The 21,342-nt window shown below is 53.1% G+C and carries 16 protein-coding genes; 11 read left to right on the top strand and 5 right to left on the bottom strand.

The genetic code is table 11. The features are described 5' to 3' along the window. Positions 1-37: 37 nt before the first annotated feature. The 3 genes from Q4E40_RS17065 (at position 38) to Q4E40_RS17055 (ending at position 4,423) form a co-directional block, all read left to right on the top strand. A complete protein-coding gene (locus Q4E40_RS17065; RefSeq protein ID WP_303413858.1) occupies positions 38-1,651 on the top strand; it encodes a class I SAM-dependent methyltransferase in 1,614 nt (537 codons plus the stop codon). 10 nt (positions 1,652-1,661) lie between these two features. After that, positions 1,662-2,111: a GNAT family N-acetyltransferase gene (locus tag Q4E40_RS17060; protein ID WP_303413856.1), complete on the top strand. Its 450-nt coding sequence runs from the start codon at positions 1,662-1,664 to the stop codon at positions 2,109-2,111. Positions 2,112-2,491: 380 nt separating this feature from the next. Continuing rightward, entirely contained in the window at positions 2,492-4,423 is a 1,932-nt protein-coding gene (locus Q4E40_RS17055; RefSeq protein WP_303414037.1) for a M13 family metallopeptidase, read from the top strand. A gap of 107 nt (positions 4,424-4,530) precedes the next feature. On the opposite strand, the gene Q4E40_RS17050 is transcribed toward Q4E40_RS17055, so the two are convergent. Then, positions 4,531-6,054: a malate:quinone oxidoreductase gene (locus tag Q4E40_RS17050; protein ID WP_303413855.1), complete on the bottom strand. Its 1,524-nt coding sequence runs from the start codon at positions 6,052-6,054 to the stop codon at positions 4,531-4,533. A 285-nt stretch (positions 6,055-6,339) separates the two neighbouring features. On the opposite strand from Q4E40_RS17050, the gene Q4E40_RS17045 reads away from it, so the two are divergent. From Q4E40_RS17045 to Q4E40_RS17025, 5 genes are all read left to right on the top strand, one after another. Continuing rightward, positions 6,340-7,365, top strand: coding sequence for a hypothetical protein (locus Q4E40_RS17045; protein ID WP_303413854.1), 1,026 nt, complete (start codon positions 6,340-6,342; stop codon positions 7,363-7,365). 194 nt (positions 7,366-7,559) lie between these two features. Further along, positions 7,560-10,064 carry a penicillin-binding protein 1A gene (locus tag Q4E40_RS17040; protein ID WP_303413853.1) on the top strand — a complete coding sequence of 835 codons (2,505 nt, stop codon included), beginning with the start codon at positions 7,560-7,562 and terminating at the stop codon, positions 10,062-10,064. Between the two features lie 488 nt (positions 10,065-10,552). After that, entirely contained in the window at positions 10,553-11,227 is a 675-nt protein-coding gene (locus Q4E40_RS17035) for a response regulator transcription factor (protein ID WP_303414035.1), read from the top strand. Continuing rightward, positions 11,227-12,501, top strand: coding sequence for a sensor histidine kinase (locus Q4E40_RS17030; RefSeq protein ID WP_303413852.1), 1,275 nt, complete (start codon positions 11,227-11,229; stop codon positions 12,499-12,501). Before Q4E40_RS17035 ends, Q4E40_RS17030 begins: the two co-directional genes overlap by 1 nt. 77 nt (positions 12,502-12,578) lie before the next feature. Next, positions 12,579-13,850 (top strand): SdiA-regulated domain-containing protein, encoded by a 1,272-nt coding sequence (locus Q4E40_RS17025; RefSeq protein ID WP_303413851.1) that lies wholly within the window; start codon positions 12,579-12,581, stop codon positions 13,848-13,850. Between the two features lie 39 nt (positions 13,851-13,889). Here the strand turns inward: Q4E40_RS17025 and Q4E40_RS17020 are convergent, their stop codons facing one another. The 3 genes from Q4E40_RS17020 to Q4E40_RS17010 form a co-directional block, all read right to left on the bottom strand. Then, positions 13,890-14,711, bottom strand: coding sequence for a phosphatase PAP2 family protein (locus tag Q4E40_RS17020; RefSeq protein WP_303413849.1), 822 nt, complete (start codon positions 14,709-14,711; stop codon positions 13,890-13,892). Positions 14,712-14,833: 122 nt separating this feature from the next. Next, complete coding sequence (locus Q4E40_RS17015) at positions 14,834-15,694, bottom strand: aminotransferase class IV (protein WP_303413847.1); 861 nt, start codon at positions 15,692-15,694, stop codon at positions 14,834-14,836. Further along, the gene (locus tag Q4E40_RS17010; RefSeq protein ID WP_303413845.1) at positions 15,678-16,814 is read right to left on the bottom strand and encodes a DmpA family aminopeptidase; all 1,137 of its coding nucleotides are present in this window, start codon (positions 16,812-16,814) and stop codon (positions 15,678-15,680) included. Before Q4E40_RS17010 ends, Q4E40_RS17015 begins: the two co-directional genes overlap by 17 nt. Positions 16,815-16,971: 157 nt before the next feature. Between Q4E40_RS17010 and Q4E40_RS17005 the strand changes: the two genes are divergently transcribed. The 3 genes from Q4E40_RS17005 to Q4E40_RS16995 all read left to right on the top strand — a co-directional run bounded on the left by Q4E40_RS17005 (position 16,972) and on the right by Q4E40_RS16995 (position 19,977). After that, positions 16,972-17,739, top strand: a complete 768-nt coding sequence (locus Q4E40_RS17005; protein ID WP_303413843.1) for a S1/P1 nuclease — start codon at positions 16,972-16,974, stop codon at positions 17,737-17,739. Between the two features lie 227 nt (positions 17,740-17,966). Further along, complete coding sequence (locus Q4E40_RS17000; RefSeq protein WP_007659836.1) at positions 17,967-18,158, top strand: cold-shock protein; 192 nt, start codon at positions 17,967-17,969, stop codon at positions 18,156-18,158. 154 nt (positions 18,159-18,312) lie between these two features. Beyond that, the gene (locus Q4E40_RS16995) at positions 18,313-19,977 is read left to right on the top strand and encodes a M1 family metallopeptidase (protein ID WP_303413841.1); all 1,665 of its coding nucleotides are present in this window, start codon (positions 18,313-18,315) and stop codon (positions 19,975-19,977) included. A 240-nt stretch (positions 19,978-20,217) separates the two neighbouring features. Here Q4E40_RS16995 and Q4E40_RS16990 read toward each other — a convergent pair whose 3' ends face one another. After that, positions 20,218-21,327: a hypothetical protein gene (locus Q4E40_RS16990; protein WP_303413840.1), complete on the bottom strand. Its 1,110-nt coding sequence runs from the start codon at positions 21,325-21,327 to the stop codon at positions 20,218-20,220. Positions 21,328-21,342 lie beyond the last annotated feature (15 nt).

Genomic DNA, 21,342 nt, shown 5'->3' with positions numbered 1-21,342 from the left:
TGATTAGTCTAAAAGATGATATTGGTTACTATTTTCTATGAGAAGCAAAAACGAACTGCGTGAAACCATTTTCCGTCACCTGGACGGTATCGTGACGGCCCCTACCGCCTTCAGTCTTCATAAGCACGGTGTGCTGGATTACCTGCTGCAACAGCAGGAAGCCAAACTGGAAGAACTGGTGACCCAGTATAAAGCAAACGACGGCTACCTGAATGTGGCGTTGCGCGTTCTATGCTCACAGGGCTGGCTGGAGCAGGACCTTGATAATGCCACTGACCAGGTCAGCTACCGTGTGACCGATCGTGGGCGCCTGGCTTTCCCACTGGTATACCTATATGAAGATGTGGTAAAACTCATGCAGTTGTCGGGCAACTATCATCCGCGCAGGTTTGAGAAGGAACCGTATCAGCTTTGGGCCAAGGTGGCTGACCGTTACAAAGATGCTTATGGCCTGAAGCTCTCAGACGACCAGGAAGAACGCGACGTGCAGGAACAGATTTTGAAACACATAGAGGGGCTGCTGATGGGCCCGACCATCGTGTTGCTGGGCATGAACGGTATGTTTCACAAATACTTTATGGAAAGCCGCTTCAGCCCGGAGGAATTTCACGAGAACCACGAAGATTTTCGGAAAATACTTGATCTGTTTGCCCACCTGGGCTGGTTCCGGAAGGTGCGTGACCAGTACGAGTACACCGACGAGGGTATTTTCTTTGCCAAGCGGGGCAGCGCCTACGGGGTAACGGTATCTTATATCCCAACCTTTCGCCACCTTGATGAATTGATCTTTGGTAACCCGAATATACTTTGGAACAGGCCAGAAGGCGCACCAGAACTGCACGTAGACCGCGAGATGAACGTGTGGGGCAGTGGTGGGGCGCACGCCACCTATTTCAATGTGATTGACGAGATCATCATCGAGCTCTTCAACCGGCCTATCCACGAGCAGCCGAAAGGTATACTGGACATGGGCTGCGGCAACGGAGCCTTCTTGCAGCACATGTTCGAGGTAATTGAGCGGCAGACTGCCCGAGGGAAAATGCTGGATCAGTACCCGCTCTTTCTGGTGGGGGCCGACTATAACCAGGCTGCACTCAAGGTGACCCGGGCCAACCTGATCAAAGCCGACATCTGGGCCAAGATCATCTGGGGAGACATCGGACGTCCGGACCTGCTGGCGGATGATCTGCGTGAGAACTACAACATCGACTTGAAGGAACTACTGAACGTGCGCACCTTCCTTGATCACAACCGCATCTGGGAGCGACCTGCCCAGCGCACCGAAAACAGGCAGAGTCAATCGACGGGTGCTTTTGCCTTCCGGGGCAGGCGCATCCCTAACAATGAGGTAGAAGACAACCTGCTGGAGCACCTCAAAAAGTGGACGCCCTATGTGGATAAGTTCGGTCTGCTGACGATGGAGTTGCACACCATCCCCCCTGCCCTGGCGGCCGCTAACCTGGGCAAAACGGCAGCCACTGCCTATGATGCAACTCATGGATTCTCAGACCAATACATTGTGGAGGTGGAAGTGTTCCACAAAGTGGCAGGAGAAGCTGGACTGCACCCGGACAAAGGGGCTTTCCGCCGCTTTCCGGACTCCGACATCGCGACCATCAGCATCAACTTGCTAAAGGGCAAAACGCAGTGATCCCATACTTATGCTGACCATTCGCAAAGCGGAGCTGAGCGACCTTAGAGCCGTCAAAGCCATTGATGCGCTTTTGTTCGGTGCCGATAGCTACCCGCTTTTTGTGCTGCGGCAGTTCTACGACATCACGGGTGACTACCTGCTGGTCGCCGAAACAGGCGGTGAAGTGGTGGGCTACATGCTCTCGCACCTGGACCATGCAAACACAAAGGGCTGGCTGCTCTCGCTCGGGGTGTTGCCAGCCCACCGGGGCAAGCGCATTGGCGAAAAGCTGATGGCAGCTACCCTGGCCCAGATGGAAGCCAAGGGTGTGGCGGTGCTATACCTGACTGTGCACCCCAACAATGTCGCCGGTATCAGCATCTATACCCGTCTTGGTTTTACTGTGCAGGAAGAGGTGGCAGATTATTACCTGGATCAGAGTCCGCGCCTCTTGATGAGCAGGCAAGTGACGCTGTAGCTATACCGGGGCACAATCCGGTAAATGGCACTAAAATTGACTACCAAACTTTAATCCAGCTTGGGGTGTTACTGGAAAGCAGCGCCCTACACGGGTTATCCAAAAAATAAACAGCATTATTTCGCTTATTTGCCTTATTTTAGGCCACTCAAATGAGTCCTGCGTGCAGGTTATTCATTTGAGCTTTTTAAAACAATCAATCTAACATGAAAAACACAAAAGACACTGCTAATCTGTCTCTGTCAAAGGGAGAGTCGTCTGTCTGGAAAAACCGCCTGAGACTCTTACTCTTCGGTGCGGCCACTTTCTGCGCAATGGAGGCTTCGGCCCAGAACGGCGGCAAACATGCCGGCCAGGCCAAGTTCATCGACAAGTCCAACATGGACACCAAGGTGAAGCCGGGCGACGATTTCTATACCTACGCCAACGGTGTATGGCTGCAGAAAAACCCGGTACCTGCCAAGGAAACCCGCTGGGGTAGCTTCAACCAGCTGCGTGACTTCAACATCATCGCCGTTCGCACCATCCTGAAAGATGCCGCTGCCAAAACCAGCGCACCAGCCGGTTCGGTGGAACGCCGTGTAGGTGACTTCTACGCCGCCGCCATGGACAGCGCTGCTATTGAAAAGCTGGGCTTTACACCAATCAAGGCTGATCTTGAGCGCATCAAGGGTATAAAGGATGTGAACGGTGTGCTGCATGAGGTAGCCACACTGCGCAGCACCGGTGCCGCTGCCCCTATGTTTGGCTTCTACGTAGGCCAGGACCGCAAGAATGTGGAAGTGATGATCCCGCAACTGAGCCAAGGCGGCACGACCCTGCCGGACCGCGACTACTACCTGAAGAACGATGCCCGCACCACCCGCATTCAGGATGCCTACAAAACCTACATCACCAAACTCTTCACCCTGACCGGTGTGGACCAGGCTACTGCTCAGAAGAACGCCGAAACGATCTTCAACATTGAGAAGCAGATGGCAGCCGCGCAGATGGCCCGCGTGGAGATGCGCGACCCGCACAAAACCTACAACAAGTTTGCCGTTGCCGACTTCAGCAAAACCACGCCGAACATGGACTGGAAATCGCTGATGACGGAAATGAAAGTAACCGGTGAGGATACCCTACTGGTGAACAACCCGAAATTCTTCACTGACTTGAACGGCCTGCTGACTGCTACCCCGGTGGCTGACTGGCAGACCTACATGCAGTGGAATGTATTGAAGTCTGCAGCCCCATACCTGAGCTCTGATTTTGTGGATGCGAACTTCGCCTTCACCCAGATACTCTCCGGACAGAAGGTACAGACTCCACGCTGGCAGCGTATGTCACAACTAACAGATGGCACTATTGGTGAGCTACTTGGCCAGCTGTACGTACAGAAGCACTTTAAGCCGGAAGCAAAGGCGCGTATGGACGAAATGATCGCTAACCTGATCAAAGCCTACGAGATCCGCATCAAAGGCCTGGACTGGATGTCTGCTGAAACAAAAGAAAAAGCCCTGGCTAAACTTGGTACCTTCCGTCCGAAAGTGGGTTACCCTGAGAAGTGGAAAACGTACGACGGACTCGAAGTGAACCGCAATGCCTTCTTCCAGAATGTGCGCAACGCCGGCCAGTGGGGCTATAACGACATGATCAGCCAATTGGGCAAACCGGTAGACAGAACCAAGTGGGGCATGACGCCTCCGACTGTGAACGCCTACTACAGCCCGGTGATGAACGAGATCGTGTTCCCGGCAGGTATCCTGCAGTTCCCGTTCTTCGACCCGAACGCGGATGACGCGGTGAACTATGGTGGTATTGGTGCGGTTATCGGCCACGAGATCTCTCACGGTTTCGACGACTCCGGTAGCCAATACGACAAGGACGGTAACCTGCGCAACTGGTGGACGGCAGAAGACCGCAGCCGCTTCCAGGCAAAAGCTGATCAGCTGGTGCAGCAGTTCAACGACTATACCGTGCAGGACACCATCCATGTGAATGGCAAACTGACCTTGGGTGAGAACATCGGTGACCTGGGTGGCCTGAGCGCCGCTTACGAAGCCTTTAAGATGACCAAGCAAGGCAAGTCGAAGAAGAAGATCGACGGCTTTACGCCTGATCAGCGCTTCTTCCTGGCCTGGGCACAGGTATGGAGAACGAACATCCTGCCGGAGACGGAGGCGCAACTGATCCTGACGGACTCGCACTCACCAGGTAAATACCGTACAATCGGTGCACCTGTGAACATGGATGCCTGGTATAAGGCATTCAAAGTGAAGCCGGGTGAAGCGCTGTACATTGCACCGGAAGACAGAATCAGAATCTGGTAAGCAGCACATCGCTACATTTAAAAGCCCTCCCGACATGCTTTCGGGAGGGCTTTTTGTTTACTAGTGTCTGGTATCAGCAACAGGTATAGCGTTGTCAGAGGGTAAAGCTATACCTGGTTATTCACTGTATTCTGCAGGCCAAGCACCTCACTGGTCCAACTGCGCACCTGGCGTAGCAATTCCGGATTATCTGCCAGCGATTCGCCGTAGGACGGAATCATCTGCTTTATTTTCTGTTGCCAGGCCGCTGACTGCATCTCTCCAGGAAAACAGCGGTGCAGCAGGCTGATCATGATCGAAACCGCGGTGGAAGCACCCGGAGAAGCTCCTAGCAGGGCCGCCAGCGAACCGTCAGCTCCTGCCACGATCTCAGTACCGAACTCCAGCACTCCGCCATGCTCTGGGTCTTTTTTGATGACCTGCACCCGCTGCCCGGCCACTTCCAGTTTCCAGTCCTCGCTGCGCGCCTCCGGGTAGTACTGCCGCAAAGCCTCCACCCGCTCATCCGGCGACTGTCGCACCTGGTTGATCAGGTACTGCGTGAGCGGAATGTTCCGGACACCAGCGGACAGCATCGGACGCAGGTTGTTGACCTTGAGGGAAAGCGGCAAGTCGAAGAAAGAGCCGTTCTTTAGAAACTTGGTAGTGAAACCAGCATAAGGCCCAAAGAGCAATTCGCGCTTTCCATTGATGAAGCGGGTATCCAGGTGCGGCACCGACATGGGTGGCGAGCCCACGGAGGCCTTGCCGTATACCTTAGCACGGTGCTGCTCAATTACGGCCGGGTTGATACACTTGAGCCACTGCCCGCTCACCGGGAAACCACCAAAGCCTTCGCCTTCCGGTATACCTGACTTCAGCAACAGCGGCAAGGACCCACCACCGGCACCGATAAAGACGAAGTTACCTCTTACCTTATGCTTCGTATGTGATTCGCGATGCCGGATGCGGACACTCCAGCGGTTATCGGGACGTTGCTTCAGCTTGCGCACGTCGTAGCCAAAATACAGGTTGACCCCCTCCATCTGGCTCAGTCGCTCAAACATGGAGCGTGTCAGCGCGCCGAAATTCACGTCCGTGCCCAGGTCCATCCGGGTGGCGGCCACTTTCTCGAGCAAATCCCGCCCTTCCATTACCAGCGGCATCCAGGACTTCAGCTCCTCCACATCTTCTGTGTACACCATCCCTTCAAAAAGATGACAGGCAGTCAGAGCGGCGTGGCGTTTTTTAAGGAACTCGACGTTTTCATCGCCCCACACAAAACTCATATGCGGAATGCTCCTGATAAAGCTGCCGGGTAGATCTAGTTTATTATCCTGAATTAGATAAGACCAGAACTGCCGTGAGATCTCGAAAGATTCGGAAATACTGACAGCCTTCGTGGTATCGATGCTGCCATCGGCTTTCTCCGGGGTATAATTCAACTCACAGAAAGCGGCGTGACCGGTTCCGGCATTGTTCCAGGCGTCGGAGCTTTCGGCGGCGGCTTCATCCAGCCTTTCGAGCACCGTGATCTGCAGATCGGGTTGCAGCTCCTTCAACAGCATACCTAGCGTCGCACTCATAATTCCCGCACCTATCAGCACGATATCCGCCTCCGAAACATCGGGCAGTCTACGATCTGTTTTCATAAGATTTCCATCTTTGGGTTTAGAAGCTATACTACGCAGTAAGCTGTGCAGGGTATCATGGCAGAAAAATTTAAACTTTTTTTTATGCGCTACAGGGAGGGCCAAATATAGCATACTAAGGGTGAACAACCAGAATTTGCTGGTGAACGGATGATAATCAGATTGTGGTAAAGGCTACTGTTACTCTAGCTTAATTTACTTGAACTCAAACACTTATATTAGAGTTTTTAAAGCATTGCATTCCACAACCGCGCTGCCTGTACCTACTGACAGAACACCTGTCAGATGAAACAAATTTTAAATATGAGTACCACCTTTTCGAATCTGACATTGCCTCAGTATGCTGGTTTTAAATCACAAAACTTACCTGCAACCGAGCACGAAACTGAAATACTTTCTGTAAGTTTTTGTCCGCACCTCCAGTTGCTTTGCGCTAAGTGGGACCGTTTCACAACTTCTGCTGAACTAAGGCAGTCAGTGCGTCTGCTGGCCCGTGCCGTGGCTATCCTGAAAGCGGAGCTTGTGCTGGTAGAGGTTCCGGCCCAGTACAAGGTTTCAGCGGAGGACCAGCAGTGGTCGAAGAAGTTTATGTACGAGGCCATGAAGTATACCTCTATCCGCCGTGTGGCCCGGGTAGTGGCAACTGACATGAACGACAGGATGCGACAGGCCCTGCATACGCTGGAAGAAATGCCTTACGAAGCTAAATTGTTCATGGATCGGGAAGAGGGTCTGCGCTGGCTGCTGCGCGACAACAATACGGTAATCACAAAAGCAGATTTCATCCAGATTCCTCTTCGTGTCAACTTGAAGCTCATACGCCTGGGACTGAAAAACCAGGCCCATGCCTTTGTTCCGGCGGCCACCGTACAGCGTGCCGATACTACCAGTGTGACCGGGGCGCTCCCGCAACTGCTCTCCATCGAAACAGACTTTGTCTCGATCACGCTTGATAAGGGGAAGAGCATGATGAACATCCGTTGGAAAAAAGTGCCCCAGAGCCGACAGTACCGCTATGGCATGCTAAAGGCGGCTCGTGCGCTGATAGAGCATCGCATAGAACGTTTGCTGCTCAATAACCAGCGTCTGGGCATGCTCACGCTCGGTGACCAGGGCTGGCTGATCACGACAGCCCAGCAAATACTTCCCAAAATGTACCTGAAAAAGCTTGCCGTCATCACCTCTGCGGATTCCCTCCAGCAGATGAGCAGTGAGAGTATAGGAAGCAAGCTAAAACAGGCTGCGCTGAACCATCAGGCCCAATATTTCCTGGCAGAGGAAGACGCCCTGGAGTGGCTGATGACAGATTAGCGCTTGTACCCACTCAATATAATTGAATAATATGCCGGTTGATTGCGTTGTAATCGGGAGCCCTGCACCAGATCGGGACGTCCTGCTATGCTTTTTTTCCGTATGGCCTCTGAAAAACAAGGCAAGGTATGGCGTGGTTATTGCCTGCCTTTTGGCTGCTCCTGTCACAGCAGTAGTGCAACTACACACCTTCTATGAAGCGATTGCTTGTAAAGCTAATAAGATTAATTACTTACGGCCTTCTGGTGCCCGTACTCTCCTTTCTCGGCACGCAGTTTCGCCTGTTCTTTAAGAGCCAGCAGCCAAAATTAACGGCCGCATACTGGCAGCAAAAAGGGCAGGCTATCCGCCAGTTTAACCCTTTCAAGCCCAAGATGTCAGATGTGCGGGCCATCCTTCGTTTTTCCCTGAAGAGCGCCCTCTTTCTCCTGCTGGCTTTCACGATCTTCTATTTGGCCGTGTTTACAGGTATAGTAGGCGGCGCCATCCCTTCGCGCGCCCAGTTAAAGGCGATCCAGAACAACACAGCCTCCGAGGTATACTCTGCTGACAAGGTGCTGCTGGGGCGCTACTACATTCAGGACCGCACCAACATCCGCTACGACGATATTGCGCCCGTTGCCATCGATGCGCTTGTCGCGACCGAGGACGTGCGCTTTTACGAGCACAGTGGCGTGGATACCCGAAGCCTGGCGCGTGTACTGGTGAAGACCCTGCTAATGGGCCAGGAAAGCGCCGGCGGGGGCAGTACCCTGAGCCAGCAACTGGCCAAGAACCTCTTTCCTCGCAAAGGACGACGCATCTGGGAGATGCCGATCAACAAGCTGCGCGAGATCATCATCGCCCGTAAGCTCGAAAGCATTTACTCCAAGCAGGAACTGCTGGAGTTATACCTGAACACGGTACCGATGGGAGGCAACCTCTACGGCATCGAGCGGGCTTCCCGTCGGTTTTTCAACACAACCGCCGACTCGCTTAAAACAGAGCAGGCCGCCGTGCTGATCGGTATGCTGAAAGCCACAACCAGCTACAACCCACGCCTGTACCCGGAGCGCTCGCTCCAGCGCCGTAACGTAGTGCTCAACCAGATGGCCAGGTATAGCTACCTCACCTCGCAACAGGCTGACTCCCTGAAGAAAATACCACTTAGGTTAAACTACCGCTACATCACGCACAACGACGGGGTGGCCCCCTACTTTCGGGAGCAGCTGCGCCAGGAACTCGTGCAGTGGGCTGCCACGCAGCGCAAGCAGAACGGCCAGCCCTATAACCTCTACACCGACGGCCTGAAGATCTACACTACCATCGATTCCCGCATGCAGCGGCACGCCGAGCAGGCGGTGCGCAAAAAAATGGCCCAACTACAGCAGCAGTTCGACGCGCACTGGAAAGGCCGTACGCCCTGGGGTTCGGATGCTTCGGTCATTCAACTGGCCATGGAGCGCTCCGATCGCTACAAAAGGTTAAAGGCAGGCGGTGCCGACGAAGCCGAAATTCTGGAAAACTTCCGCCAGCCCGTCAACATGCAGGTGTTCAACTGGAAAGGCAGCACAACCAAGCCCATGACGCCAATGGACTCGCTGCAATATTACCAGCGCTTCCTGAACACGGGACTGCTGTCGATGGAGCCTGCTACGGGCTATGTGCGCGCCTGGGTGGGGGGCATCAACCACCATGCTTTTAAATACGACCACGTGCGCTCCCGGCGACAGGTGGGCTCCACGTTCAAGCCATTTGTGTATGCGGCGGCGCTGGAGAAAGGTATAAAGCCCTGCGATTATTTCCCGAACGAGCTCACCACCTACCCGGAATATGAGGATTGGACACCACGAAACTCAAACGGACAGTACGGCGGGGAGTATACTATGCGCGGTGCCCTGGCGCAATCTGTCAACACCATCTCTGCACACCTGATCCTGGAGACCGGGGTGGACCGCACCGTGGCGCTGGCCAAACGCATGGGCATTCAGCAGGACCTGCCACGCGTCCCTTCGCTGGCGCTGGGCACGGCTGACCTGTCGCTGTTGGAAATGGTGAGCGCTTACTCGGCCTTCGCCAATGGCGGATATAAAACAGCGCCCATCTACATTGACCGGATTGAGGACCGGCAGAGCCGCGTGATCCACCAGCATCGTATCGGCGGATCTCAGCGCGTGCTATCCCGCGACAACGCGGCCATTATGCTGCACCTGCTGCAGGGTGTGGCGGAAGAAGGCAGTGCTGCCCGGCTGAAAACAGAGTATGGCCTGCGCATGGACATTGCCGGCAAAACGGGTACCTCGCAGGAGCATGCGGATGGCTGGTTCATCGGCATCACCCCGGAGCTGGTGACGGGCGTTTGGGTTGGGGCAGAAAGTCCGAAGGTCAGGTTCAGAACGATCAGCGAGGGCCAGGGATCGCGCACGGCCATGCCGGTATGGGGTGAGTACATGCGCCGCGTGGCCCAGGACAAACAGTTCGCCAATCTGCGCTCCGGCCGATTTGCGCCGCTTCCCTCCCACCTGCAAGGTATGGTGAGCTGCGCCTCCTATCGGGAAGGGCCTCCTGAACCGGAAAACATCTTTGACCGGATCGCTGATACGGTCGTGAAAACCTACGAAGACTGGAAAAACCAAGCCAAGAGCAACCGCGAACGAAAGAAGGAAGAGAAAAGACGCCGGCAGGAAGAGAAAAAGAACCGGAGAGGCGGCTGGTTTTAATTCAGTAATAACGCCTATACCTGATGTTCAGCTTGCAGGACTAGTTGGCATGTTTCTTTGACCTCGGATAAGAACCGGCTATACCTGTTCGATTCAGGTATAGCCACCTGTGTAACCATTATCAGCGTGAAAATTTACTGCTCTTTGGGCCTGGGGCTCAGGCTATACCTTAGCGCAAATTTAGATTTCGTTTTTGTTGGCGCAAATTGTTCAAAATGGGTTCCGGCGAAATGGTTTTGAGTCGCATAGCATCGCCCCGTGACGGGACAAGCATGAAGGCAGGTTCCGTTTGGAGTAATTTGCAGCGCAAAGGAAGAATTTTAACATGCTCTTAGGCTGCGTTCGTAGCAATTGGCTATACCTGACCAAAAGCATTTGCTATACTTGATGTACCTGTACCTGCGCAGGTAGCTATACCTGGCTTGCAAAACCTCGAAACAGATTATCTTCAGATTCTTTCCGTATACTGCGTGAAACAAGCCAATCAGATGAAACTCCTGATCATTGAAGACGAGCAAGCCCTGAACGCCTCCATGGTGGCCTACCTGCAACAAGGTGGCTATACCTGCGACACAGCCCTGAACTACCACGACGGTTCCCGCATGCTGGCCGACCAGCACTATACCTGCGTGTTGGTTGACCTGACCCTGCCGGGCGGCAACGGGCTGGACCTGGTCAGAGTGCTCAAGAAGAACAACCCGGATACGGGCATCATCATTATTTCAGCGAAAAACGCCCTCGACGACAAAATCACCGGACTGGAGCTGGGCGCGGACGATTACCTCACCAAACCCTTTCATCTGTCAGAGCTCAACGCCAGGCTGCGCTCCGTGATCCGTCGCCGGAATTTCAATGGGCAGAAGGTGATCCGGGTCGGAAACCTGGAGGTGTTCCCGGAGTCGGCTGAGGCGCTGGTGCAGGGGCGCAAACTCACCCTGACCAAGAAAGAGTATGACCTGCTGCTCTACTTTGTCACCAACAAGAACAGGGTACTGACCAAAGATTCCATCGCAGAGCACCTGTGGGGCGACCACATCGAATCGCTTGACTCGCTCGATTTCGTGTACACGCACATCAAAAACCTGCGCCGCAAACTGGTGGAGGCCGGAAGCGAGGACCCGATCACGACCGTGTACGGGATGGGCTATAAATTCAGCTACTGATGCGCATTCTCACCAAGACCAGCCTTTACTATCTGCTGGTTTCCGTTATCGTGTTTTTGCTGGGAGGATTGAGTTTCTACAAGATCCTCCAGACCGAGATCTACGACGAAGTAGACGACCAGCTCTTCACCGACAAAGAAAACATCATCGAGTACATCCGGAGTCACGACGAACTGCCCAACGTGACCTCCGGTATATCGGAAGCCATCATCGTAAGAGAAACCAGTGCCCATGCCGGTGCCCTCGAAGCACTGTCGGACACATTGATCTTCAGTACCTACGACGAAGAGTACGTGCCTTTCCGCAAACTTACGTTCACCACCTACCAGAACGGAAAGCCTTTTGAATATACTGTCCTGAAGTCGCTGATGGACTTTGAGGACCTGTTTGAGAGCACCATGCTGGCAATGGCCTGGATCTTCGTGTTGCTGCTCATCGGGCTGGCCGGCGTGAACTACTTCATCAACAAATACAACTGGCGCAACTTCTACGACACGCTCGAGCGGGCCAAGCGCTACAGCCTGACACAGCGAAAACCCTTGCTGCTCAAACCAACCGATACGCAGGAGTTTCAGGAACTCAACGAAGTGCTGCAGGCCATGACCGGCAAGATCCACAACGACTACCTCAACCTGAAAGAGTTCACGGAAAACGCCTCGCACGAGATACAGACGCCGCTGGCCATTGTGAGCAGCAAACTGGAGCTTTTCATGCAGTCCGATATCCTAACGCAGGCGCAGGCGTCTATGCTGGAAGAGATGCACGCCTCTATCAACCGCCTGTCGCGGCTCAACCGCTCCCTGATCCTGCTCACCCGCATCGAGAACAGGGAATTTTCAGAGAACGAGGTCATCCCTTTGCACGAACTGCTGCAGGAGCAGCTCGACCAGTTGCATGAAATGATGCTGATGCACGACATCCAGGTAGAGATCGAAGCCATGCAGCCTGTTTTTGTGGAGATGAACACCGGATTGTGCGAGATCCTGATCTCCAACCTGCTGCTCAACGCCATCCGGCACAACAGCGCAGGCGGCATCATCCGGATAAGCCTGAAGGCAGATGAGCTTTGTATCAAGAACTCCGGTGAACCGCTTCAGGAAGAGCCGGTGACTTTATTTGAGCGTTTCCGAAGCGGCAACAAACTTTCCGGGTCGATGGGAATTGGACTGGCACTGGTGAGCAAGATCAGCGAGCTATACCAACTCACGCCTACCTATACCTACGAAGAGGGCCTGCACGTGCTCCGGCTGAAGTTTCAAAAAAATATTTCCTAAAATCTCGTTTCTTCAGAATTGCTTCAAATTCAGTCAGTATACCCTATCAGATACACGAACGAATTATGAAGCTTAACATGAAACATACTTATTTATGGGCGATGGTGCTTTTAGCAGGCACTACCCTGAGCAGTTGCGACCAGATCTGGTCCGCCCGGAACGTGCCCGATGCCGTGAAGGTGAAATTTGTAGAGAGCTACCCCACCATCAAGCAGGTGGACTGGGAGCAACTGGATAGCCTGTACGAGGCTGAATTCAAGATCAGTGGCCGGGAGCGGAAAGCTCTTTTCCGGGAAGACGGCACCCTGATCAGCTATACCGAGGAGATTGAAGAGCAGTACCTCCCGAAAACGGTGGTGGCGCAGCTGCAAAAGGAATTCAACCGCTACAAAATAGAGGAAGTACACCGCGTGCAGGAAGACAACGCGACCAGCTTTGTAGTCGAGCTTGAAAAAGGCACCCAGGACATCTGGCTTCGCTACAATGAAGCAGGCAAACTGCTCGAAAAATCCGCCAACTCCGCCAAGGTTCTGAAGCAGTCCGCTTCCCTTCTGCCACTGACCAACACTGAAGCAACCGCAGAGGACCTGGGTATGGCAGATACGCGTTGGGAATTGCCTGCCGAACTGCGTGAAGTATCGGGCATCTCCTTGCTCCCGGATGGCAGTATGGCTTGCGTGCAGGACGAAGAAGGCAAGATATTTCTCTATGACCTGGAGCAGAAAGCGATCACCCGGGAAATTCCATTCGCAGGACCCGGTGACTACGAAGGTATAGCCATAGCGGGCGAGGATGCCTACATCGTGCGGAGTGACGGAACGCTCTTTGAAGTAGCCGGATTTATGGGCCGGAAGCCTGAAATACAGGTATACGAAGCGTCTTTTCCAGCCACGATCAACATAGAAGGCCTTGCTTATGACGAGGAACAAAACCAACTCCTGCTTGCTCCCAAAGGGCACGATCCGAAACTAAAGATGCAGAAGGCCATTTACGCTTTTTCACTGGACTCTAAGAAATTCCAGGCAGAACCTGTCATCAATATTTCACTGGAGCAGGTTGAGCCACCGAAGAAGGGTAAAAAACAGAAGTCTGACTATGATGTACTGCAGCCCTCCTCTCTTGAAAAGCACCCGACTAACAACTCGCTATACCTGCTCGATGCGGTCAACAACCGGCTGTATGCGATGACGAAGGATGGAAAACTCTCCCGAACCCTGGAGCTTGACGAGTCACAGCTCCGGCAGGCGGAAGGCCTGACCTTTGATCAGGAAGGAGGCATGTACATTGCCAGCGAGGGTGGCAAAAAGGGCATAGGAGTCATTTTGAAATACACCAAAGGCATCAACTAACTCTAATCGCCCGGCACCATGCAAGTCGGGCGATTTGCTTTAATGCAACTGCCATACCAGGGCAATACCACCGGCTCCGCCGCCATAATAAGGCATCATGATCAGGTTATTCTGCTGCTTGCTGTGAAAGCTGCGGTCCACGACCTCCTGCAGCTTAGGATAAACCAGGTAGACGGCCTCAGCCGAAAGGATTCCTATACCTGCACCGACCAGTACATCGGACAGCCAATGTTTATCATTCAGGATGCGCAGTGTACCGGTGGCCGTGGCCGCGGAATAACCTGCTATGCTGTACCAGATGCTGCGCCCGCCGTACTCCTTGTGAAAAAAAGTAGCGTAAGCGAAAGCCTTGCTGGTGTGGGCCGAGGGAAAGGCATCGTTGTTGGAGCCATCAGGGCGGTTGACAGCCGTGATGGTTTTGAGGTTGTTGGTGATGACCTTGTTGACGAAGTGCGTCATACCTAGCAGTAATGCCTGTTCTGCGTAATGGTGCTCTCCTTTTACGCCTGCCAGGTTAAGCCCAACTGTCAGTGCCAGCGGCGTGTGGTAAAGGTAGTCGTCCACGGGGGTATGGTAATTGGCGTACTGGCGCTGCACGACCCGGCGCAGGCCGCGGCTTCCTTCAAACAGCCCTTCATCATCCATGTGGGTCACCCCCAGCCCGATCAGCAAAACGGGTACTGCTGCTTTTCTGGCAACCACGCTAAGCTTCCTTTTTCCGGTCACCTGCACAGTCGTGTCAGCTATTTGTTCAACAACAGCCGTATCGGTAAGGTATGGAATTGTGTTTTGGGGTTGGTGAGCGAACACCGGGGGGAGCACCAGCAGGTGCAGGAATAAGCAGTAAACGTATTTCTTCATAGCACAGGCCTTTTCTCTACTATATACCAGCCGATTCTGAAGACAATCTGATTTTAACTAAAAAAAAGCCGCTTCCTATCAAATAGTCAGCGGCTTTTAAATGACGTAAGCGTTCTGGATGATCAGTTGCCTCTCAAAGCGGCTACCTGCTCTTCTTCCAGGTCTATTAAATCCTGCAGTAACTGCAGGCTCACTTCTCCTGGCTTGCCTCTTCCAATCAAAACGTCATCAACCCGAACGATCGGCAGGACACGTTTGGTCGTGCTGGTCAGAAAACACTCTTTGGCCTGCAGCACTTCCTCCAACCGGATGTCGCGCACTTCGGTCTTATACCTGCGGCCCGCCAGCGTCAGCACATTTTTGCGCGTAATTCCCTTTAGAATGTTTTTAGCGGGTGTCACCACGGTGTCGTCGTGCGTCACGAGGAAGAAGTTGCAGCGCGGGAACTCCGACACAATGCCGTTTTTGGCATACAGTACCTCTTCTGCCCCGCTGGCCTTTTGCTCCTGCAACAGGCGTATACCCATGGAGTAATTGATCGTTTTCACTTCCGGCACCTCCCGTACGTAGTCGTGCGTCATGATCGGAATGCCTTTGGCGACTTTTTCGGGGGAAGGCAGCGTGAGCGGAAGCTGTGTGACGAGCAGGTTGGGGTTCATTGGCGTAAAGCCATCCTCGGAGTAGCCGCCCGTCAGGATCATCTTCATACCCGCTTCCGGCAGTTGATTACGTTCTATGAGCCCGGCGATCACCTGCCTCAGTTCCTCCCTTGACAGGGGAACCTCCAGGTGCATCAGCTGCGCCGACTGGTAGAAGCGGTCCAGGTAGTCGTCCAGAAACAGCGGAATTCCCTGCTGTACTTTTATAAAGTCGAATACCCCGTAGCCGCGTTGCACGGACAGGTCACTGATGTGCAGTCGCGCCTCGCTAAGGGGTACGATCTGGCCCAGGTTGTAGGCGAAAAGCTTATCGTTTGATGCCATGGTTTTTCTTTAGTAGTTTGATAACGGGCTCGATGGGGAGTGCCTCTATGGTATTATTATCACGGCCTTTCATGGTCTCGGCCCGGAATAAAGAATTAATGATCGCTTCTTCTGTCGCTTCAATCGTAGCCATGAAGAGCGGTGACATCTCGTCATTTCGGAGGAGCGTGAAAGTCTGTGTTTTTTCTTCTGAACTGTAAGGTATACGCAACCCTTCGTTTGTGGAGAAAGCGATCACATAATCACCGCTCCCATTGGAAGCGATGCCGCCTGTTTTGGCCAGCCCGAGCATGGCTCTTTTGGCGATACGCTCCAGGTTGCGGGCATCTAGCGGCGCATCGGTTGCCACCACGATCATACAGGAGCCATCGGCACTTTCCAGCACCTGCTTGCTATACGAGAACTTGCCCAATTCCTCTCCCACCGCCACGCCGTCGATTTGCAGCACGCCGCCGAAGTTGCTCTGCACCAGAACGCCTACAGTATAGCCGCCCAAACTGGCAGGCAGTTTGCGCGATGCGGTTCCGATGCCGCCTTTATACCCGAAGCAAACCGTGCCCGTACCAGCTCCTACATTGCCTTCAGCCACGGGTCCACCCGCTGCCTGTTTGATCGCCTGCAGCACGTGCTCCTCTTTCACATGCCGGCCACGGATGTCGTTTAAGTAGCCGTCATTCGTCTCTCCCACCAGCGCATTCACGGATTGCACCGTTTCGTTGCCGGATTGCTGCAAGGTATAGCCGACCACTGCGTTCATGGCCGTGCCAACCCCCAGCGTGTTTGTCAGAATGATAGGAGATTCTAAGTTGCCCAGTTCCTGTACCTGCGTGCTGCCAGCTAGTTTGCCAAAGCCGTTGCCGACATAGACGGCTGCCGGCACTTTGTTTTGAAAGAGATTACTGTTGTGCGGCAAGATGGCCGTCACGCCGGTCCGGATGTTACTTCCCTGCACCAGGGTGGTATGCCCTACCCGCAGCCCCGCCACATCAGTAATGGCATTATGCGCGCCGGGTTGCAGCACACCGATCCGGATACCGTAGTCGCGGGCGCGTTTGCGCTCCTGCCCGCCTGCGTTTAGCAGCACTGCCATCATGAGGAATCCTGTCAGGAGTATTTTCATAGCGGAAATCTAAGTCTAAAAACGAGCTTTCACAACCGCCACACGCCACTCCAAATAAAGCCGGGAAAGCCATCCTGTAAAAGAATTGGGCTTAGGTCTACACAATTAAGCAAAAAAGCCTTTGTTTTGCAGCATTAAAAATCCAATAATTTTATCGATGAAAAAAATAGTTTGTATTCTGCTATTTATACCCCTATTTGTATCACAGGCCATGGCCTGGGGGCAAAACGGACACCGCGCCGTCGGCCTGGTAGCGGAGCAGCACCTCAAGAAAAAAGCGCAAAAGAAGATCAACAGAATTCTGGCAGACAACTCCCTGGCGGAAGTGTCGGTTTGGATGGACGATATCAAGTCGGACGCAGCTTACAACCACACGCATGACTGGCACTGGGTAACCGTACCGGGTGGCAAGAAATACGAGCAGACCGAGAAAAATCCGAACGGTGACATCATCATGAAGATCGAGGAATTAGTGACCGTGCTGAAAGCCGGCAACCTGACAGCGAAGCAGGAAGAAGAGTACCTCAAATACCTGGTGCACCTGGTAGGTGATCTTCACCAGCCACTGCATGTTGGCAAAGAAGGTGACACGGGCGGCAACGCGGTAAAGGTGCAGTGGTTCGGGCAGCCATCCAACCTGCACAGGGTATGGGACAGCGACATGATCGACGGCAAAAATCTGAGTTTTACAGAACTGGCCCAATTTGTTGGCACGCCTTCTAAAGAGCAAATAAAAGCCTGGCAATCTACCGGCGTGCGCGACTGGGCTTACGAGTCGGTTCAGTTGAGAGAGCAGGTATACAGCTTGCCGGAAGACGGCCGCTTGGGCTACCGTTATAGCTATGACAATTTCAGCACCGTGGAGCAGCGCATCCTGCAGGCAGGCATACGCCTGGCGGGTCTGCTGAACCAGATCTACGGCTAAACAGTACAACGTTTATACCTTAAAAAAATCCGGCAACTCCCCCATGTTGCCGGATTTTTTTATGCCTTTATCCGAGCGGCTAAGCACATAAGGAAGGAAAAAGAAAAAAATAATATGCCCTGAGCATGCGGAAAGGCTATATTTTAAAGTTTTTTGCAAAAAGTTGCAACATACTATGAACGTTTTACCGTTATGCAGTGTCTAACATGTATTAACAACAACATATCATGAGTAACGGAAAAGTAAAATTCTTTAATGAAACCAAAGGTTTCGGTTTTATCAAAGACAGTGAAACAAACGAAGAGTACTTCGTACACGTAACAGGTTTGATCGATGAGATCAGAGAAAACGACGAAGTAACATTCGAAGTGAAAGAAGGCAAAAAAGGACTAAACGCGGTAAATGTGAAACTGGCTTAGTCTGGTTATATATAAAGCGTCAATCAAACAAAGGGCTCCACAACATGCGGGGCCCTTTGTCATTTATACCTGCCTGTGCGAAGATTGACGAAGCGCAGGCTGTTCTTTTTCGAAATTCTTCTTAATTTGAGCTTTCTGAATGAAAGCTATACCTATGAAAAATGTATCGGCCAGGCGCGCGCTTACCGGAGTTGCGCTCCTGCTGGGGCTGTGCAGCCTGGAGACGCAGGCGCAACAGCAAGCCCCCTCTTTTACCCGCCAAGACACCCTGCGTGGCACCATCACCCCCGAGCGGGCCTGGTGGGACCTCACCTATTACCACCTCGACATCAGCGTGAATCCCGCGGACAGCAGCATCCACGGTAAGAACACCATCCGCTACAAAGTGGTGGAGCCTTACCAGATCATGCAGATCGACCTGCAGCCTCCTATGCGTATGCAACGGGTGAAGCAGAACGGAAAGCAGCTGAACGTGCGCCAGGAAGGCAACGCCTATTTTGTGCAGTTGGTAGAGGCTCAGCAGAAGGGTGCTCAGAACGAGGTAGAGGTACATTATGGCGGCAAGCCAAAAGTAAGCGTGAATCCGCCCTGGAGCGGGGGTATTACCTGGAAGCGCGATGAGCGGGGCAAACCTTTTATCGCCAGCTCCAACCAGGGCGATGGCGCCAGCCTCTGGTGGCCGTGCAAAGACCACATGTACGACGAACCGGACAGCATGCTGATCAGTGTAGCCGTGCCCAAGGACCTGACCAATGTCTCGAACGGCAGACTGCGCGGCATCGATAACAACCCCAACGGCACCCGTACTTTCCACTGGGCGGTAACCAATCCGATCAACAACTACGGCGTGAACATCAACATAGGCGACTATGTGCATTTCCGAGAGAAGTACCAGGGCGAAAAAGGCGTGCTGGACTGCGACTATTGGGTGCTTCCCTATAATCTGGAGAAGGCCAAGGTGCAGTTCAAAGATGTGCCGCGTATGCTACAGGCCTTCGAGCACTGGTTCGGGCCCTACCCTTTTTATGAGGATAGCTACAAACTGGTGGAGGCGCCCTACCTGGGCATGGAGCACCAAAGCTCAGTTACTTATGGCAACGACTATCAGAACGGCTACCGCGGCCGCGACCTGAGCGGGACTGGCTGGGGTCTGAAGTTCGATTTCATCATCATACACGAGTCAGGCCACGAGTGGTTTGCCAACAACATCACTTACAAAGACGTGGCTGATATGTGGGTGCACGAGGGCTTTACCGCCTACTCGGAGTCGCTGTTCCTGGACTACCACTACGGCACCCAGGCTGGCAATGAGTATACCATCGGCAAGCGGGCCAGCATCAAGAACGACCGCCCGCTGATTGGCACCTACAATGTGAACCACGCGGGATCTGGCGATATGTACAACAAAGGGGCTAACATGCTGCACACCCTGCGCCAGATTGTGAATGACGACGAGAAATTCCGCGGCATCCTGCGGGGGCTGAACCGCGACTTTTACCACCAGACCGTCACCACGCAGCAGATCGAAAATTACCTGGCAAAACACGCAGGCCGTGACCTGAGCCGCTTCTTCGATCAGTACCTGCGCGACACGCGCATACCTGCGCTGGAATATCAACTGGAAAAGAAAAAGCTAACCTATCGCTGGACGAATGTCGTGGAAGGTTTTAATATGCCGGTGAAGGTATATCTGAACGGCGTCGAAACCTGGCTCGAACCGACGACAGACTGGAAAGAGATCAAGAAAGTAAAAGCCGGCACCAAACTGACCATCGACCCGAACTTTTATGTACAGGAGGGGAAAGAATTAGAAAGTTAGGAAGTTTTGTAGTTGTGGCGTTTGAGAGTTCAAGTATATAACCCCAAAACAGAAAGCCTGCCGGAATAGTCTGGCAGGCCTTCTGTTTTAAGAACTTATGATTTCTCAAGCTAGTATTACTGCATACCTATTTTGGCTGTATTTGGACTAGAAAACAGAAAGTAAGGTATGGCGGAGTATAAATGGCGAAGTATTACAAATTACAAATTCCTAAACGCTCAAACTCTTCAACTCTCGAACTCATTTCACTCCCATTGCTTTTAACTCTTTATCGAGCCGTTGGTTCCAGCTGTCCTGTGCGGCTTTATCAAGGCCGTGACGGGTCTCTGCTTCGTATTGATCCTGCAACTGGTTCATTTCGCGGAATGACTCGATGAAAAGATACTGGATGTTGCTGTTGTAATCTGCCAGCGATAGTTCCTCCGGTTTTATTTTCTGTTTGAATCGCTCCGACACCAGCTTGACGATATCAAAATGCCTCTGCTCGTGGTTGAGGCCGTAGGGATCCTGCGCGTTTTCCTTTACCCAGGATGAGCTTTTGAGCACGTATACCTTCATGTTCAGATTCAGGTGAATGATGCCGTCGCGTACCTCCGTCTCGCCTTCGTAGGCAAAACTCGGGAAAACAGTGGCAGAGAAACGGCTCGTCTTGTTGACATCCGCCTTAAAGTCATTCCAGGTGAGCGGCCGGTTCGGATCATAGAAAACCGTGTCCTGGTCGGCGGGCGTGCTGTAGTCTGTAAAGCTCACTTTTATACCTTTGGCCAGCCTGTGATTGGTGTTGGCCTCCCGGTCCATCCAGGTGTTGAGGTAGCGCAAAGCCTCCACGATAGATTGGCGCAGGGCGGGCTCTGTCACTTCGTTGCGGGTTGCCGGCCGTTCATAGCGACCGCCACCCTTGTACTGCAGCAGTGGCACCGTTTCCCCTTCCCGCTCCATTTCAAAGAACATGATCACGGAGATGTTCCCCGCTACCCGACCAGCAGCGGCTGGCGTTTCCTTTACCTGCAGCTCCTTTAGCCGGATGGTGATGGGCCGCAGTGATTTGTCTGCCGGCAGGCTTTTCTGAATAAAAGTATGCACCGCCGTAGGAGCTCCTCCCTGCAGATCGACAGCCTGAACCTTGCCCGCGCCACCTACTTGCAGCAGGTAGGCAACCGCTTTGCGGTCGCTTCGATCGTCGATCACGTTGGCTATATAAAATTCTTTCGGAGTGAAGGGCAGCTTTTCGGCTCGCAACACAAGGGGCTCAACGCTATTGGCTATACCTGTTGCCTTTGCGTAAAAGAATACCAGCAACAGCAGTAAACCGGACAGACTGGTAAAGAGTTTTTTTGCGTTATAATTCATGGTCAGAAAATGCCC

Source organism: Pontibacter coccineus (assembly GCF_030546575.1).
Lineage (GTDB): Bacteria > Bacteroidota > Bacteroidia > Cytophagales > Hymenobacteraceae > Pontibacter > Pontibacter coccineus.
This window is presented reverse-complemented; position numbering and strand designations above follow the sequence as displayed.

Coding starts and splice junctions, on each gene's coding strand:
- Q4E40_RS17065 (WP_303413858.1), top strand. CDS start 38: ATGAGAAGCAAAAACGAACTGCGTGAAACCATTTTCCGTCACCTGGAC.
- Q4E40_RS17060 (WP_303413856.1), top strand. CDS start 1,662: ATGCTGACCATTCGCAAAGCGGAGCTGAGCGACCTTAGAGCCGTCAAA.
- Q4E40_RS17055 (WP_303414037.1), top strand. CDS start 2,492: ATGGACACCAAGGTGAAGCCGGGCGACGATTTCTATACCTACGCCAAC.
- Q4E40_RS17050 (WP_303413855.1), bottom strand. CDS start 6,054: ATGAAAACAGATCGTAGACTGCCCGATGTTTCGGAGGCGGATATCGTG.
- Q4E40_RS17045 (WP_303413854.1), top strand. CDS start 6,340: ATGAAACAAATTTTAAATATGAGTACCACCTTTTCGAATCTGACATTG.
- Q4E40_RS17040 (WP_303413853.1), top strand. CDS start 7,560: ATGAAGCGATTGCTTGTAAAGCTAATAAGATTAATTACTTACGGCCTT.
- Q4E40_RS17035 (WP_303414035.1), top strand. CDS start 10,553: ATGAAACTCCTGATCATTGAAGACGAGCAAGCCCTGAACGCCTCCATG.
- Q4E40_RS17030 (WP_303413852.1), top strand. CDS start 11,227: ATGCGCATTCTCACCAAGACCAGCCTTTACTATCTGCTGGTTTCCGTT.
- Q4E40_RS17025 (WP_303413851.1), top strand. CDS start 12,579: ATGAAACATACTTATTTATGGGCGATGGTGCTTTTAGCAGGCACTACC.
- Q4E40_RS17020 (WP_303413849.1), bottom strand. CDS start 14,711: ATGAAGAAATACGTTTACTGCTTATTCCTGCACCTGCTGGTGCTCCCC.
- Q4E40_RS17015 (WP_303413847.1), bottom strand. CDS start 15,694: ATGGCATCAAACGATAAGCTTTTCGCCTACAACCTGGGCCAGATCGTA.
- Q4E40_RS17010 (WP_303413845.1), bottom strand. CDS start 16,814: ATGAAAATACTCCTGACAGGATTCCTCATGATGGCAGTGCTGCTAAAC.
- Q4E40_RS17005 (WP_303413843.1), top strand. CDS start 16,972: ATGAAAAAAATAGTTTGTATTCTGCTATTTATACCCCTATTTGTATCA.
- Q4E40_RS17000 (WP_007659836.1), top strand. CDS start 17,967: ATGAGTAACGGAAAAGTAAAATTCTTTAATGAAACCAAAGGTTTCGGT.
- Q4E40_RS16995 (WP_303413841.1), top strand. CDS start 18,313: ATGAAAAATGTATCGGCCAGGCGCGCGCTTACCGGAGTTGCGCTCCTG.
- Q4E40_RS16990 (WP_303413840.1), bottom strand. CDS start 21,327: ATGAATTATAACGCAAAAAAACTCTTTACCAGTCTGTCCGGTTTACTG.